A 14,369-nucleotide genomic window follows, 5' to 3' on the forward strand; every position below is an offset into this window, starting at 1 on the left:
AGGCTGAACGGCTGCTGTGCTATCGTTGCGGCATCATTTTGTACAGTTCGAAGAGAACCCCCGCATGAAGGTCGTTGCCAGGTCGACAGAACGCGTTGTTGTCGGCAAGCGATTAGTGCTTGTCGGCTTTTTCTGTTTGATGACAGGTGTGGTGTCTGCTCAGCCAGCAACGCCGCTGAGCATGGCCGACCAACGGGCCAAATCCGTAACGCAGGTGGTACTCGGAATCCTCAGCTACGCCCGCTGGCCTGTAGAACCCGCGCAGTTGAGACTCTGTGTTGTCGGCCCGACGGAGTACACCGACGACCTGGTCAAAGGCACCACGCAGGCCACCGGCCGGCCCGTCACCGTGCAGCGGTTGTTGGCGGATAATCCGGCGGTGGTCAGTGAGTGCGATGCCCTCTACATCGGTAAGTTGACCCCTGATGAGCGCAGTCGATTGTTCGCGTCGCTGGTCGGCCATCCGGTATTGAGCATCAGCGAGGGCGTAGACCAATGCACCGTTGGCAGTCTGTTCTGTTTACGGGTCAGCGATGACCAGGTGTCCTTTGAGGTCAACCTGGACTCCGTGGCCCGCAGCGGCGTGCGCATACACCCCAGCGTGCTCCAACTGTCACGCCGCAAGCCGGCGACACCATGAGCCTGTCCAAGCCAACTCATCGTCCAACCTTGCGGTCGGTCATCGGTCGTGGACACTTGATCGTTGCACTGATGGCTGTGGCCATGGCCAGTGTGTCACTGACCTTGCTGGGCGTTTTGGCCCTACGGGTTTATGCCGACCATAACCTGCACCTGATTGCGCGCTCGATCAACTACACCGTCGAAGCGGCAGTGGTGTTCAATGACAAGGCTGCTGCCACCGAAGTGTTGGCATTGATTGCTTCCACCGAAGAGGTTGCCGACGCCCAAGTGCTCGATGAGCACGGGACCTTGCTGGCGCATTGGCAGAGACCGGAAACGGGGTTGTTATCCGATCTTGAAATGCAGATCGCCAAGGCTTTTCTGGAGAAGCCCATCAGCGTGCCGATCCTTCATCAAGGTCAGGAAATTGGCAGCATCCAGCTCACCGGTCACGGCGGCAGCCTGCTGCGCTTTTTGCTCAGTGGTCTGGCGGGGATTGTTTTATGCACCGCCATCAGCGCCTGGGTCGCGCTCTATCTGGCGCGTCGACAGTTGCGCGGCATCACGGGCCCGCTCCGCAGCTTGGCCGCCGTGGCCCACGCGGCTCGCAGCGAACGCGCCTTTGATCGGCGCGTACCGCCAGCTGACATTGCAGAGCTCAACAACTTGGGTAACGACTTCAATGCCTTGCTCGATGAACTCGAGTCCTGGCAAACCCATCTGCAAACCGAGAACGAAACCCTGGCTCACCAGGCCAGTCACGACAGCCTTACCGGGTTGCCCAACCGTGCATTTTTTGAAGGACGCTTGATTCGCGCCCTGCGCAATGCCAACAAGCTCCACGAGCGGGTGGCGGTGTTGTTTCTCGACAGCGACCGCTTTAAAGGAATCAACGACAACTTTGGTCACGCTGCTGGCGATGCGGTTTTGGTGTCAGTGGCCACGCGGGTTCGAGCGCAGTTGCGCGAGGGGGATCTGGTGGCGCGTCTGGGCGGTGATGAGTTTGCTGTCCTGCTATCGCCGCTGCACGAGACCGAAGACGCCGAGCGGATTGCGGACAAAATCATTGCGAGTATGGAAGTCCCGATCACGTTGCCCGGCAACACCTCAGTGTTGACTTCACTCAGCATTGGAATCGCCGTTTACCCCGATCATGGCGCTACTCCGGGTGCCTTGCTCAACGCCGCCGACGCTGCGATGTACCAAGCAAAGCGCCTTGCCCGAGGCGCGCAGCAAACGGCAGGGGCGGAGCCCCCTGTCATCGATAATCAAACCAGGAGCTGATTGCTGTGTTCTTAAAGACCCGAGTTTCTCTGCGATTTTTCACCATCACTCTGTTGATGACGCTGCTGGCACTGGCCGGCTGCCAGACAGCCCCACAAAAAGGCTTGAACCCGGCGCAGATTGCCGTGCTCAAACAACAAGGCTTTGAATTGACCGATGAGGGCTGGTCCTTTGGCTTGTCCGGCAAAGTACTGTTTGGCAGTGATGTCGAAAGCCTAAACCCGCAGAGCACCGAAATCGTCGAGCGTATTGGCAAGGCATTGCTGGGTGTCGGGATAGAGCGCGTCCGGGTCGATGGTCACACCGATGCCTCTGGCAAAGAGACCTACAACGAACAACTGTCCCTGCGCCGCGCGAAAAGCGTCAGTACGGTACTCACCCACGTCGGCATGAAAGAGCAAAACATCCAGTTGCGCGGTCTTGGCAGCAAAGAGCCCGTCGCGTCGAACACCACCGCGACAGGTCGCACGGAAAACCGTCGTGTCTCGATTGTGGTGATCGCCGACTAATCGGCTAACGCTCTCCAGAGCGGAAGGCCCTGTGGGTGTCGTTTGCGTCCTGCTTGGCGGCAGCGATAGTCGATAACGCTACACTCGGAAACGAGGTTTAAACCCCGCTAAGCCGTTGGTCTCCCGCCACTCTTTAGCGGTCCTGATGAGGCCCTCAGCAGATGTGTCAGCCCCTGGCTCTGGGTGGTAACTCAAGTCCGCTTCGCTGGGGTGTCCGATGATTTTATTGAAGTGCATCAATAAAATATCTGCACGGGCCTCCGGGTTCTGTACCAAGCGCTGCCGAGCGTCCATTGATCCCGTCACGACGAGGTCCCTACCCCTTATAGACGCTCAGTCTGCGAACAGCATGACCTGTGTTTCGCCTAACAATAACGGGGCGTTCCGCTCAGTCACCTCGCGGATGTAATCCCACAACAGCGTGATGCGCTTGAGTTTGCGCAGGTCCTCCCGGCAGTACATCCAGAACTGCAAGGCGTAAGGGTTCCAACCAATGGTTACGGGACCCTTTTGTCATGCCTACCGATCAACGCACTATCCCTGTCACAAGTGCTGTAACAAGTATTGCTATACCTCAGAGGCCGAAAACCCGCCTCGCTAAGCCCTACCACTACAGACGTAACGGCATTTACTATCTCCGCCTTCGAGAAACAGGCAGCCTCACCCGCACCGTCTCCGTTTCCCTCAAGACAACCGATAGAAAGGCCGCTATGGACGCTTCACGACACCTCTCAGAAACCATCAGAGCATTTCATCTGGATAATCCCGATGCTACTTGGCATCAACTGCGGGAAAATCTCATCTGGATCGCTGAGGGATTACTGTCGTCGGCACATGACGTGTATTCACTGAGAATGTGGGGAGACCTGTACGAAGACGTAGCAATGAACCTCACCGAGATCGCCGCCACGATGCCTCTAAGTGTGAATCAGCACGAACACGTAGCCAAAGCGAGGCAAGTCATGAGCGCTGCACAGGTGCGCTTACAGGGTGACTCTGTGCCGCTCGTGAATATCATACGAGATCTTGAGAGCCGTACCGATCCCACTTTGAAGCACGTGAGTGACGTGTCTCTGTCCTTATCTGTAAAGCGTCCCGCAATGACCTTTGAGGTTCTTTCAGGTCTCTATCTGGCGGATCGTGGGCAGGAACAGAAGCCTTCGACCTTGAAGGAAACCAAGTTGTGTCATGGAACGCTCTCCACGCACTTAGGTGACCTTGACCTGAGGAACCACTCAAGGGCTGACCTTGTGGCTCTGCGTGATCGACTGTCCGTAGGCCGGATGCCCTCTACCGTCAACAAGTTGATCGTTAAGTTGTCTGCTGTATTCGCTTGGGCTGTTGAGAATGGTCATCTGACGAAAACCTATGACAAGCGGCTGAAGCTCACCAAGGGCCTCGAATCGACCCGCAAGGCGTTCTCTCAGGCTCAAGTCACCAAGCTGATGGATGGACTGGCCCCTATCAAACCGGACACCTGCACCCCGTTAAATTGATGCCGCTGCCAAACGCCTAAACTCCCGTGGTGAACGGTATTTCAGCGCGCTGTGCGGATGCTCCTCGTTGTAATGCTCAAAGGCAATCGTCAGGTTACGCAAGGCTGTTTCCCGGTCAGGTTTGGGCATGTGCGCGACGTAGTCGCGTTTCATCGTTTTGACGAAGCTCTCGGCCATGCCGTTGCTCTGCGGGCTACGCACCGGTGTGGTCACCGGTTGCAAACCGATCTGTCGGGCAAACTGGCGTGTCTGTTCAGCGATGTAGGCCGAGCCATTGTCGCTCAGCCATTGCACCGGGGTGGCAGGCGCCTCTTCACCGAAGCGTTTTTCCACCGCCTCCAGCATCAGATCACGGATATCGTCGCCGCTGTACCCGGTCGGGCTGGCCACCCAACCGATGGCTTCGCGGTCGCAGCAGTCCAGGGCAAAGGTCACGCTCAGCTTGGCGTTATCATCACAGCGAAACTCAAACCCGTCCGAGCACCACCGGGTATCGCTGGTGGCCACGGCAATTCGGCCTTCGTGACGGCGTGCCACACCCGGTTGTTTAATCCGTCGCTCCAGCAGCAACTGATGATCGCGCATGACGCGATAAACCCGCTTGACGTTGATCGGCGCCTGACTCTGCTTTTCACGCCGACGACGCAGCAACCCCCACACACGGCGGTACCCGTAGCTGGGCAGTTCACTCACTTCAGCCTGAATTTCTTCGACCAGTGCGGCATCGTCCAGCGCAGGGCGACGCCGCTCGACCTGAGCATTTGGGTTGAGTCGAACCGTCAATTGCGAGCGCGCTACACCGAGACTTTCACTGATCAGCTTCACTGGTCGTCCCCCGGCAACAAGGGTGAGTGCGCAATCCATTTTCGCGACCGAGCAATCTCCACAGCTTCCTGAAGGATCTCGACCTGCATGGTTTTCTTGCCAAGCATGCGCTGTAGCTCGCGGATCTGCTTGAGCGCATCGGCCAGCTCGGAAGCGGGCACCACGCTCTCCCCAGTACTGACAGCCGAGAGACTGCCGCTCTGATAGAGCTTGCGCCACTGAAACAACTGGTTGGCATTCACGCCATTCTGTCGAGCCACCACCGAGACGCTTTGCCCCGGTTGCAGGCTCTCGCGAACCATGGCCAGTTTTTGCTCCGGGCTCCAGCGGCGACGCCGCTCCTGACCCAAAAGCTCCCCACCCTTATCGTTTCTATTAGTCATATACACAGTCGTTTGCCTATCCCTTATGTTAAGGGGGAAACGGTGTCCTGTCTTTCAGGGGGCTCGTCCAATGGACTACGCTAATAACCTCCCTGAGACCTCTTGGAAGCGCTGGTTGTTGAGCCTTGGGGTCATCACTGGTGGGCGACTTAACGAGATCTCACAGTTGAGCATCGGCGATGTCCAGACCCTTGAATCAGGTATCACCGTCATTCACATCAACGAGGTTGGTGAAGGCAAATCAATTAAGAACAAGCGCAGTGAGAGGCTGGTGCCTTTGACTGATGGTGCCTATGGGTTCGACCTTGCAGCCTTCTTGCGGTATGTCGAGACCTGCAAGACCAGTGGGTCAGATGCACTGGCTCAGATTGGCTACAAAACAGCAGGAGAGTGGGCGAACCAACAGGCGATCCCTGCATCACTGGGAGACGACTATTCAAAGGGTCTGACGTTCCACTCCCTAAGGCACTCGCTGGCTTCCTTGATGCAGGCCAAAGGGGTTTCTACCACTCACGCTCAGGCCGTGATGGGGCACGCTTCAGGAACCATTACGTTCGACACGTACGGCTCAGGGGTTCCCGTTGATGTGATCGCAGATATGCTTTGCGGATTGCTTGGTGGGCGCCTTGACGGCCGCCGAATCCACTCTGTGCTTACTAACTAAACTCACTCACCAAAATTGAGAACCTGCCAAATGGACAACACACAGAATCTGACGCTCGAGCTCGACTTGGAAAGCGGTAAACGGATCAAGGTGCAGGTCACCAGCTATCATCTATCGCTCGCTGCGAAGCTGCACGTTGGTAGTGATGGCAAAATCTTCAAACTCGGTACATTCAAGATTAACAGCGCGCAATATCAAGAGTGGAAAGACATTACGAAAATCAAATATCGAATTGGTGAATGCGCTGTCCTGAGGGATCATTCACCTAAAGAGACACCTCGAACCATCACTTTTAAGGTTCGTCACGACTTCAGTTAATTAACTTCATGGGCATCAGGTAGCAGCGCTACTGCTGAACTCGATGTCCTCGCAGGCCACTCGGAACACGACTTGTTGTTCGTTGCGACCCAAGTGGCCTGAGCGGCTGGCTTGAAGAATCCGAGCCAATCCATCACACAACCACGGCCACCGGGGGACAGGCGTAAAGCTTCGGGTTCAGGACATTGCGTCCCTACATGATTTATGCAGGACCGGGCACAAGATCAAATCCAACTCATGGTTGTTTAATGAGGCCCGGTGCTATGACTTGCTCTTGCGGGGCCATGCCCCTCAGTCCGAACCTTCTGCAAGTAGGTCACAGAGGAAGTCCTCCCGACCATCCGCAAGACCGGCAAGTACAACGCTGAGGAATCCACCGACCCTATCGCTCAAGGCGTTGCTGTGGCGATTCTGGAAATTCAGCAGGGGTGTGGCCTTGCAGATTTCAAGCAGCACCGTTGTTCTGATGGCGTGATTTAAAAAACCTCACCTACACCGAGGCGGACACATCCCGTGTTCCCGGTGCCTGAGGAAGCCACAATTGAGCAACGTTTTAGATCTATCACCCATCACGGCCTCCAACAAACGGGGCCGGCCACCGAAGTCCTTCGCTAATCCCCTTTTTTCCTATGTTGGTTCGACGACCCGTTACGGCCGTTATCCTGCTTTCGCCTTGGATATTCTTGAAGGTGTCGCACGGCTGGACTGGCATGATCGGCCGATTGGAACTGGTGGTAAATCCACACCGCTATCTGTTCGGAACATCGCGATCATCCTTGAGTGCCTCGAAAGGGTGACAGTGGAATCGGTTGGGGGAAGTTCTTCGGATAGCAGAGCGGCACGCAAGGAGATACGTAAAGGCCATCGAGATGATTATCCCGTACGTGATGAAGGCGAGACCCTCGTCACCTGTCCATGAGATGAACGACACCCATGAGGCCGCGAGTCACGAGTGGGAAGACATTGACGAACTGACGAAGCTGACAGCTATTGAATTGGCCAAATTGCACCATGACCTCCGGACGTTTGGCCCGGATTGAATTACGGCCGCATGTATAAGAAACCCTCACCTACACCCGATGGTCACCAGCGATCCACAGCGGTGGACTCACGATATTGTTCTTTTCATCTACTCACTTCGTTTTCTCTCAACGAGTCCTTTAAGTAGGGGGGGGACTGGTCTTCCGACCCAGATTCCCATCCCTTTAAGGAGATCGTTGCGATCTGGGGCCCTCGTCGAGGCCCTGCATGTCGGGTCAGATTCAATACCCCCACCTTTACCGGACATCCTGGACACCTCAATGGCCAGTCGCATGGTCACCACCGAAGTTCGTTTAGTTTGCCTCCTTGCTACTGCCTGATAGCCCTCATCGTGGGTCTTAGGGTCGGGCCGTGGATGCGAACAAGGCGGCAAACTAAAGGAAATACGATAATGGACATCAAGCATAAACACGCGGGCCACGTAATCATCATCGATGGTCAAGCCTTCAAGGCTAACGACTCCGGGGAGTGGGATCTGACCGACATTTGGAAGACCCTGAAGGGCATCCGTGAGGATGTAGCTAAGCGTGCCCCGGTACGTGGGAACTAAACGGCTGAAGGCAAGCGATTGAGCAACAGCGGAAAATCCGCTAATGCAAAGGCAGGGACTGAGAATCACACGATGGCTGAGTACTTGTATTCTGTGAGGCTAATACTCTAAGCAAAATCTCCAAGGTGAAGCAATGATATCTTCTTTTGTTGTAGATAACGCTGGCGAACTATGAGGGGCACGATGGATTGTCTCCAGAGCTGTACACTCTGCCTAAATTTCCGTGTGTTTAAATATAGTCTTTTCTATGTATTATATTTTGAATGTATAGTTCGTCTGGATTGCTCTCTTGATTTCCTTTTTCTCTCACGCAGAATACAAAAGAGAATATTGCTGATCTTGTAATTTGAAGTAGTTGCTCGAGGTGTTCTATGAACTCCATCTCGCTAATCATGATTACCTTGTTGTTCATTTTGTGTGAGCCATAAAGATCGTTAGGTATTTGCTGTTCGTGGATTACGACGAACTTGTGTTCTAAGTCATTTCGCCATTGTTTGAAGAAGGCCAGTTCGCCATCCTTTCGTTCATTTAGGTCTGTAGCTAAGCTATATAGAGCGAGGAGTCCCGGTGTTTTTATTTTTTCGAATATTTCTCTTCGTCCCCCTTGGTCAAGCTGCCAGAATCCTTGAAAGTAGATGCTCCCATTTGATGGTGGAACGTCATAAAGGTCGCAAATTGCTGCGGCTATTTTATCCAAGATGCCAAAGCAAAGCCTAAATGCCGTTCGGAGTTTTTCTATGTTTAATCCAAGTAGTTCGTCATTAAATAATTCGGAATAGCAAGACTCATGCATGCTTTCTTCGTCAGTTTTTTCATGCAGGTATTCGTAATAGAACCGTCTTGCCAGAGAGAACTCTGATTTAAGTCGGTTAAGGACCATTTCCATTGCAGGGACGAAGCTCCCATTGACTCCTGATCCGGTAGGAATTGTGAGGTTATCCCTTGCGCTTCCTGAGCAAGCACAATAAAGACCATGTTCTGATAGGGACAGGTGTTTTATTAGAACCATTTTTCTGAAATCGCTGAGACTATCAAATTCTTTGCGAGTTTCATGATCTTCTGTTTCACGATCTAAGATTTCAACGTCTGCTTCGGCACAGGTCTCTACGATCTTCTCTTCAAGATGCTCGACGTAACGTTGATATTGCTCCCGCCATAACGGAGGAATCTCTCGTGACGAAGTGACTCTCTCATAACCCGCTTTTATCTCGTGCATCATTTGTAACGAAAAAGACCCTGAAACCTGATTAAGGATTTTCAGTGTTTCAGAGCGGTTTATCCAAGCCTGCGGGATATCTAAACTGAGCTGGTTTACTCGGTCGTAGAAATACAATGACTCACTAAGGCGAAACTGTCGCTTCAATATGTTTGCAAGGTTGACCAGTGTCTGGGGAGGTGTGGGCTCGCCGTTTTTTCTGTGAGTTTTTACAGATTTCCACAGTAGTGATTTTATTTCTATTAATTGCTCAATTGACTCGAAGGTGTGATTGAATGGGTTGCTTTCTTTTATAAGATTTGTTTTTGCGTTGCTTAGATTGTAGTAGTATTCGGCTTCTCCAGATATTGCCATGAAGGCACTTTTGTTTTCTTCAATTAAATTTAGCCCCATTTCTGATGATCGTTCGTTTCCAGCCATTCCTCCGATATCGATGAATAGCCCAGAGATGTTGAATAGGAACCTGTCTCTAAGCTCTTTGTTCGATATGAGCTCAATTTCTTTAAGTAGGTCCACTGACCCCGAGAAAGCTTCTGAGAACTCCCCAGCGTCAACGCGCCTCGTTAAGTTAATAAGTGTGTCGTTTATTGATTTTGCTTCCATGTAATTAGTCTCCGGTAGCCGTGGTTAGGGTTTTAAGAGATAAGGCCCTACAAGAACGGAAAAACTCAGAAACGTCACCTCAGTTAAGTCATGAAGCGTAGTTCCATCCTTCCGGTGTTGCTGCAAAAACTTCAGCTATTGCCGTTTGCGGTGATGTCGCCGTTAGGTTGTCGTCTGCCTTCTGCTCTGTGGCTGTGGTGGTTAACTTGTCGTGGCGCTTGCAGGTCGCCTTAGGGGCGGAAAGGATCTGCATCACCCTCACACGCCTTCAAGCGGGCAATAACGTTAGGAGAGGTTTTAGCGGTATCGATGCGACCTGTTTCATTGAGGTAGATGTCTAACGCGCTGCCCCATTTTGGCGTGATGTCGATGCACCTCCGAAGCCCCTTATCGGTCCACCAATCGAACATCATAAAGAATTTCTCATTGGGGAAAATATGCCCAGTATCAAATGTGGCTTGCCCCGGAAGCATCCTTTCCTTATGGATATTATGCTGCGTGTTCCAAATCAGTCGAAGCTCATCTGTGCCCTCTTTGGAGTAGTGGACACGCACGACAGGGGTCGCCACGTACCAGAAAAGCACTGGGAAAATAATGAGTGACCCAATAACATATCGGGCCTTAATATTTCTCGCATACATGAATACGGACCCCCTCTCCCCATCCTTCCGGTGCGACTGCAAGCACTGCGTCCATGATTGCTTGTGGCGGGACGCCCCCAAGTGGGTAATCGTTGAAGAGTTTGATGCCGATACTAATTGAAAGTCGATCAGGGACGTCATCCCAGGCTCTCAGGCCTTCTACGCCTTCTGTGGCATGAGGCCCTTGGAGCCTTTGCTCATCTTTTGCGACAAATATCTGCTCCTCCCACCGTCGAAGTTGGTCTGAAACAATTTGCTCGGCCCCAGCGCCATCCAGAAGGACGCCTTCAGTGAGTCCGCCAGCCATGCCCACATAGCCATAGTGGATGTTCGACCAAATATCATAGAAGTAGTCGTACTTGCCTTGCCTATGGTGATACCTACCAAACTTCGCATGGATCTTTGGCTTGTGGTCCCAAACTCGGTTCTGACCTACTCGTTCAGTCCAAAGAGCCATCGCAGTCGCGCCATTGGCCGCACCAATAGCTTGAGGGCTGGTCGCACCAATTTGAGCATACCAAGGTAGCTCCATTTGCTTGCGGGTCTCCTCCGCAACGTCATAGCTGAGCAGTTCTTTCATCTTTAAGACCGAGGAGTCGTGAATATTGCGATTCATCTCGTCCGCAATGTAGTCCGCCAGCTTCGCCATCATATTCGGGTGAGTACAACCTTCAGGCCCATCGTTCTCCTCGAGCTTATCCTCAGGCTCCTTACGGGCTGCGTTAGGGTCCACCAAAGCGTTCGCCGCCAAGGCTTTCTCCTTGAGATTCGGATCGGCCAACAAGGTCGCCATCTTCTCATCGTCCACGGAACCGTCTGGCCGGAAGGCTCCCAGCGCCATAAAGTTGATGATGGTTGCACCACCAGCGTCACCCATGACGAAGCCACCACCAACATCGCCTGAGCCCGTGATGATTGTCCCGCCGTGACTGGTAGGACTCCCTAAGTGGGCCATAGGACGGCCATTCACCTGTATAGAGGGAAACCCTGTAGTGATGACTGCACCACACCCACAGGTATCACCAACGCGAGCAGAGCCCATAAAATTGATATTTACGTCACCACTCGCAGAAGCAATAGGGGTAGTGCCGTGCCCCGGCAATGGGCAGACGTGTTTGTCGCCCAGTCGAGCAGAAGAAATCATCGAACATCGTCCTTGCGTTTTTCGTCCATAGACAATAACCAGCCTTCGAGCTGGCGCGTGGCAGGCTACCGGAATTGCAGAGGACGGTCTGTAGGAAAAGTCTCAATCTCGAACAGTGGGAGCTGCGAAGAATCCCTCTGAGCGGAGACACAATAGAAAACCGAGGGGGAGGTCCACGGTGGCGAATATGTCTACTATCCACGCTGCTACGGATGTGACTGGGCAGGGATATCTGGTCACTTCCAGCACTCATTTAAAAACACCCACTATAAGCAGAGGGGGACTTAAAGGTATCTCTGTTAGGTCTTCGTCTGCGCAATCACTGGTGAAGCCAAAACCCCTCACTATAAGCATAGGAGACTTAAGGTTACTCAAACAGCCTTACTCTTTAAGGCCATTCACTGATGCCTCTGTGGTGATGAATATCATTGACCAATAACCACCTCACCTACAGGAGGGCTTAGCGATGACTACTCGGTGGAGAACCTTTGTAGGACTAATCCGCACTCTGGCTACCCACCGTGTCACCTGCCGATTTCTTGGTCTACTCCTTGTCGCTTTTGGAGTTAGTCAGGGTGGTCCTCTGGGCGGAGCCTTTGGGAATGTCGTCTGCGTTCTACTTGGTGGCTGTGCTGAGTGACGGCGTTTGCTATGTCTGCTCGGACGCCATTAGGTTTGTCTTATATCGCCGAATATGGCGTAAAAGGACTCTCGGCAAGCCTCGAGACGAGCGTGTCTTGGGTCATGTTCACCGAGCTTCGGAAGCGTGAAGCGGATTTCTTGTGTTGCATGCCCCAAAATGTAAACGTAGTGGTTAACATCATTGAGCCGAGCTACATCTTCTCGGCTTTCAAAGGTTGCTTGAAGCATCCGGTATGTCTCTGGCAGCAGCCAATTTGAAGAGTCATCCCTCAGGGCGTCAACCTCGAAAAGTAGATCTTGAAGCGTACTCAAGCCAGGTATCTTGTTATAGACCACATGACGGCGCAGTCGCCTACACCTCATGAGCGCTTCGCTCACGAATCGTGTTACTCCTTGGTTTAGCCCATCAAACTCTGGGTTACCGGAGAAGCGAAGGTACACATCGTATACCTGCTTCATACGCCGGAGAGCTTCGTGCAATGAGTAGATATTGATACCGGTATGGAAGTGCCCTTTAACGATGTCCCCATCCGTTTGTTCTCCGACCCATTCGAATCCTAAATCTGACACCAGATCGCTCAGATTAGTCGCCAAACCGTAGGCCTCTGCTTCAGACCACTCTGTCTTCATCAAAAGGGAGTCCAATCGTTCGAACTGTGCTTTGAGCTTGCCCAAAAGATTCTCATCACTCTCTGAATGCTCAGGCTTGACCACAAGATCAACGTTCGCGGGGCCATTATTGGGGAATAGTCCAAGATAAAGTGTCTCCACTTCTGGAAACTTGATTTTGTGGTCATAGCGTGCGCGCACCTGCTCAATCCGCTCGCCGAATACCCTTTGATGTGTGAGGAACTGCTCAAAGTTTTGCGCTTTCGTTTGCAGCTCTATGAACTCTTGCTGTTTGCGGTTCTGATGCGCAAGGAATAACAACGTCGCGAGCGTGGCCCCCGCCCCAACGCACGATCCAAAGCCGCCCAGCACCGCCCCGAAGACATTCCAATCATCACGTACGCCGCTAAGTTCAGGAAAATAGTGTCCATAGACTGCAAATAACGTGATGCCGCCACCCGCGCTTATAAGCAGTACCCCCGATGCGACCCAAGCCCATAAGCTTGCCTCTTTAGCTCTCTCACTTAGAGTCATGCAGGTCTCCTTCCCAAACGTCCATCCTATCAGCAGCCTTTTGAGAATCTGGCAGAAAAATCTGAATGACCACCTCACTACGGGCGCACTCGCGCATCCCCCCCATGGGTGCCCTCGCGTGGTCCTTATCGGGCGCATGCGTGGGTCCTTATCGCGTGCCCATGCGCGCTTCTGGATGAGGGCTTTCGGGCAACCGCTGGGGGTTGCTGCGAGGTGTCACAAGTTCTGTCATAACCCCTGTCACAAGTCGTTGCAGTGGCGTGCCAAACCTCGCTACGATAGGTCTCCCTTACGCCTTGCAGTCACTCAGTCAGTAAACCGAAGGTCTCGCGTTTCGCCCAGTAATAACGGGCGGTTTAGCTCGGTCACCTCCCTGATGTAATCCCACAACAGGGTGATCCGCTTCAACTTGCGCAGATCCTCCCGGCAGTACATCCAGAACTGTCGGGTGATGTTGATCTCTTGCGCCAATACCGGCAGCAGCCGTGGATCTTGCGCTGCCAGGAAACACGGCAGAATGGCCAGCGATCGCCCCTGCTGCGCCGCAACGAATTGTGCGATCACGCTGGTGCTGCGTAAGTTTGCGCTGGCGCCTGGCAATACATTTGCCAGGTACAGCAGCTCAGAGCTGAACGCCAGATCGTCGACATAACTGATGAATTGATGGTTGCCCAAGTCTGCGGGACGGCGGATTGGTGGGTGTTTGTCCAGGTATTCCTGGGTCGCGTACACCTGCAACTTGTAGTCACAGAGTTTGCAGCACACGTAGGGCCCGTGCTCCGGCCGTTCCAGGGCAATGACGATGTCCGCCTCGCGTTTGGACAGGCTGATGAAGTGCGGCAGTGGCAGGATGTCTACCGAGATGGCCGGGTAGGTGTCGACGAAATGGCTGAGTTGCGGGGTGATGAAAAAACTGCCGAAACCTTCGGTGCAGCCCATGCGTACATGCCCGGACAAGGCCACGCCGGACCCCGAAACCTGCTCACAGGCCATGTGCAGGGTGCTTTCTATCGACTCGGCGTAACCCAGTAAGCGCTGGCCCTCGGCCGTCAGGACGAAGCCGCTGGTCCGGGACTTCTCGAACAACAGCGTACCCAGTGCCGTCTCCAGCGAACTGATGCGTCGCGACACGGTGGTGTAGTCGACAGCCAGGCGTTTGGCGGCAGTGCTGGCCTTGCGGGTGCGGGCGACTTCGAGGAAAAACTTGAGGTCATCCCAGTTCAACGAGCCTAAAGAGGTGATGTTTTTTTGCATGATAGACCGGCTTTTATGTGCGTTCTTATTAGAAG

General features: G+C 53.4%; 16 protein-coding genes and 1 pseudogene. 9 read left to right on the plus strand and 8 right to left on the minus strand.

Features of this window, described 5'->3' with window-relative positions:
• Positions 1–64 precede the first annotated feature (64 nt).
• Genes RHM68_RS03270 through RHM68_RS03280 form a run of 3 tightly spaced genes read left to right on the plus strand, consistent with a single transcriptional unit; the run spans position 65 to position 2,414 of the window.
• Positions 65–640 (plus strand): YfiR family protein, encoded by a 576-nt coding sequence (locus RHM68_RS03270; RefSeq protein ID WP_322220516.1) that lies wholly within the window; start codon positions 65–67, stop codon positions 638–640.
• The gene (locus RHM68_RS03275) at positions 637–1,905 is read left to right on the plus strand and encodes a diguanylate cyclase domain-containing protein (protein WP_322220517.1); all 1,269 of its coding nucleotides are present in this window, start codon (positions 637–639) and stop codon (positions 1,903–1,905) included. The genes RHM68_RS03270 and RHM68_RS03275 overlap by 4 nt, the downstream gene beginning before the upstream one ends.
• 56 nt (positions 1,906–1,961) lie before the next feature.
• Complete coding sequence (locus RHM68_RS03280; protein WP_322223662.1) at positions 1,962–2,414, plus strand: OmpA family protein; 453 nt, start codon at positions 1,962–1,964, stop codon at positions 2,412–2,414.
• Positions 2,415–2,492: 78 nt separating this feature from the next.
• Here RHM68_RS03280 and RHM68_RS03285 read toward each other — a convergent pair whose 3' ends face one another.
• Both RHM68_RS03285 and RHM68_RS03290 read right to left on the minus strand, forming a co-directional pair.
• Positions 2,493–2,708, minus strand: coding sequence for a bacteriocin immunity protein (locus RHM68_RS03285; protein WP_322223664.1), 216 nt, complete (start codon positions 2,706–2,708; stop codon positions 2,493–2,495).
• Between the two features lie 39 nt (positions 2,709–2,747).
• Positions 2,748–2,885, minus strand: a pseudogene (locus tag RHM68_RS03290) (LysR family transcriptional regulator); the annotation flags it as partial.
• Positions 2,886–2,929: 44 nt separating this feature from the next.
• Between RHM68_RS03290 and RHM68_RS03295 the strand changes: the two are divergent.
• Complete coding sequence (locus RHM68_RS03295; RefSeq protein WP_322220518.1) at positions 2,930–3,910, plus strand: hypothetical protein; 981 nt, start codon at positions 2,930–2,932, stop codon at positions 3,908–3,910.
• Here RHM68_RS03295 and RHM68_RS03300 read toward each other — a convergent pair.
• Positions 3,902–5,118, minus strand: a protein-coding gene (locus RHM68_RS03300; protein ID WP_322220404.1) for an IS3 family transposase whose coding sequence is annotated in 2 segments (ribosomal slippage) — positions 3,902–4,773 and positions 4,773–5,118 — 1,218 coding nt in all. Because the reading frame shifts where the segments join, the coding sequence is not laid out codon by codon here. The genes RHM68_RS03295 and RHM68_RS03300 overlap by 9 nt on opposite strands.
• 70 nt (positions 5,119–5,188) lie before the next feature.
• On the opposite strand from RHM68_RS03300, the gene RHM68_RS03305 reads away from it, so the two are divergent.
• The 4 genes from RHM68_RS03305 to RHM68_RS03320 all read left to right on the plus strand — a co-directional run bounded on the left by RHM68_RS03305 (position 5,189) and on the right by RHM68_RS03320 (position 7,691).
• Positions 5,189–5,782 carry a tyrosine-type recombinase/integrase gene (locus tag RHM68_RS03305; RefSeq protein ID WP_322220519.1) on the plus strand — a complete coding sequence of 198 codons (594 nt, stop codon included), beginning with the start codon at positions 5,189–5,191 and terminating at the stop codon, positions 5,780–5,782.
• Between the two features lie 30 nt (positions 5,783–5,812).
• Positions 5,813–6,100 (plus strand): hypothetical protein, encoded by a 288-nt coding sequence (locus RHM68_RS03310; protein ID WP_322220520.1) that lies wholly within the window; start codon positions 5,813–5,815, stop codon positions 6,098–6,100.
• Positions 6,101–6,641: 541 nt separating this feature from the next.
• Positions 6,642–7,019, plus strand: a complete 378-nt coding sequence (locus RHM68_RS03315; protein ID WP_322220521.1) for a hypothetical protein — start codon at positions 6,642–6,644, stop codon at positions 7,017–7,019.
• A gap of 513 nt (positions 7,020–7,532) precedes the next feature.
• On the plus strand, positions 7,533–7,691 hold the full coding sequence (locus tag RHM68_RS03320) for a hypothetical protein (RefSeq protein WP_322220522.1): 159 nt from the start codon (positions 7,533–7,535) through the stop codon (positions 7,689–7,691).
• A 229-nt stretch (positions 7,692–7,920) separates the two neighbouring features.
• Here RHM68_RS03320 and RHM68_RS03325 read toward each other — a convergent pair whose 3' ends face one another.
• The 3 genes from RHM68_RS03325 to RHM68_RS03335 all read right to left on the minus strand — a co-directional run bounded on the left by RHM68_RS03325 (position 7,921) and on the right by RHM68_RS03335 (position 11,295).
• The gene (locus RHM68_RS03325; protein ID WP_322220523.1) at positions 7,921–9,510 is read right to left on the minus strand and encodes an LA2681 family HEPN domain-containing protein; all 1,590 of its coding nucleotides are present in this window, start codon (positions 9,508–9,510) and stop codon (positions 7,921–7,923) included.
• A gap of 230 nt (positions 9,511–9,740) precedes the next feature.
• A complete protein-coding gene (locus RHM68_RS03330; protein ID WP_322220524.1) occupies positions 9,741–10,151 on the minus strand; it encodes a hypothetical protein in 411 nt (136 codons plus the stop codon).
• Positions 10,132–11,295, minus strand: coding sequence for a polymorphic toxin type 44 domain-containing protein (locus tag RHM68_RS03335; protein WP_322220525.1), 1,164 nt, complete (start codon positions 11,293–11,295; stop codon positions 10,132–10,134). Before RHM68_RS03335 ends, RHM68_RS03330 begins: the two co-directional genes overlap by 20 nt.
• A 466-nt stretch (positions 11,296–11,761) precedes the next feature.
• Between RHM68_RS03335 and RHM68_RS26615 the strand changes: the two genes are divergently transcribed.
• Positions 11,762–11,935 (plus strand): gp19.5 family protein, encoded by a 174-nt coding sequence (locus RHM68_RS26615; protein ID WP_369124953.1) that lies wholly within the window; start codon positions 11,762–11,764, stop codon positions 11,933–11,935.
• Positions 11,936–11,964: 29 nt separating this feature from the next.
• Here RHM68_RS26615 and RHM68_RS03340 read toward each other — a convergent pair whose 3' ends face one another.
• Together RHM68_RS03340 and RHM68_RS03345 are read right to left on the minus strand one after the other, a co-directional pair.
• Positions 11,965–13,080, minus strand: a complete 1,116-nt coding sequence (locus tag RHM68_RS03340; RefSeq protein WP_322220526.1) for a hypothetical protein — start codon at positions 13,078–13,080, stop codon at positions 11,965–11,967.
• Between the two features lie 306 nt (positions 13,081–13,386).
• Positions 13,387–14,334, minus strand: a complete 948-nt coding sequence (locus tag RHM68_RS03345) for a LysR family transcriptional regulator (RefSeq protein ID WP_322220527.1) — start codon at positions 14,332–14,334, stop codon at positions 13,387–13,389.
• Between the last annotated feature and the right edge of the window lie 35 nt (positions 14,335–14,369).

Origin of the sequence: Pseudomonas sp. DC1.2, assembly GCF_034351645.1 — a bacterium.
Lineage (GTDB): Bacteria > Pseudomonadota > Gammaproteobacteria > Pseudomonadales > Pseudomonadaceae > Aquipseudomonas.

Bases quoted from the DNA above. Each gene is read 5' to 3' on its own strand.
- RHM68_RS03270 (WP_322220516.1), top strand. From the start codon at position 65: ATGAAGGTCGTTGCCAGGTCGACAGAACGCGTTGTTGTCGGCAAGCGA.
- RHM68_RS03275 (WP_322220517.1), top strand. From the start codon at position 637: ATGAGCCTGTCCAAGCCAACTCATCGTCCAACCTTGCGGTCGGTCATC.
- RHM68_RS03280 (WP_322223662.1), top strand. From the start codon at position 1,962: ATGACGCTGCTGGCACTGGCCGGCTGCCAGACAGCCCCACAAAAAGGC.
- RHM68_RS03285 (WP_322223664.1), bottom strand. From the start codon at position 2,708: ATGGACGCTCGGCAGCGCTTGGTACAGAACCCGGAGGCCCGTGCAGAT.
- RHM68_RS03295 (WP_322220518.1), top strand. From the start codon at position 2,930: ATGCCTACCGATCAACGCACTATCCCTGTCACAAGTGCTGTAACAAGT.
- RHM68_RS03305 (WP_322220519.1), top strand. From the start codon at position 5,189: ATGGACTACGCTAATAACCTCCCTGAGACCTCTTGGAAGCGCTGGTTG.
- RHM68_RS03310 (WP_322220520.1), top strand. From the start codon at position 5,813: ATGGACAACACACAGAATCTGACGCTCGAGCTCGACTTGGAAAGCGGT.
- RHM68_RS03320 (WP_322220522.1), top strand. From the start codon at position 7,533: ATGGACATCAAGCATAAACACGCGGGCCACGTAATCATCATCGATGGT.
- RHM68_RS03325 (WP_322220523.1), bottom strand. From the start codon at position 9,510: ATGGAAGCAAAATCAATAAACGACACACTTATTAACTTAACGAGGCGC.
- RHM68_RS03330 (WP_322220524.1), bottom strand. From the start codon at position 10,151: ATGTATGCGAGAAATATTAAGGCCCGATATGTTATTGGGTCACTCATT.
- RHM68_RS03335 (WP_322220525.1), bottom strand. From the start codon at position 11,295: ATGATTTCTTCTGCTCGACTGGGCGACAAACACGTCTGCCCATTGCCG.
- RHM68_RS26615 (WP_369124953.1), top strand. From the start codon at position 11,762: ATGACTACTCGGTGGAGAACCTTTGTAGGACTAATCCGCACTCTGGCT.
- RHM68_RS03340 (WP_322220526.1), bottom strand. From the start codon at position 13,080: ATGACTCTAAGTGAGAGAGCTAAAGAGGCAAGCTTATGGGCTTGGGTC.
- RHM68_RS03345 (WP_322220527.1), bottom strand. From the start codon at position 14,334: ATGCAAAAAAACATCACCTCTTTAGGCTCGTTGAACTGGGATGACCTC.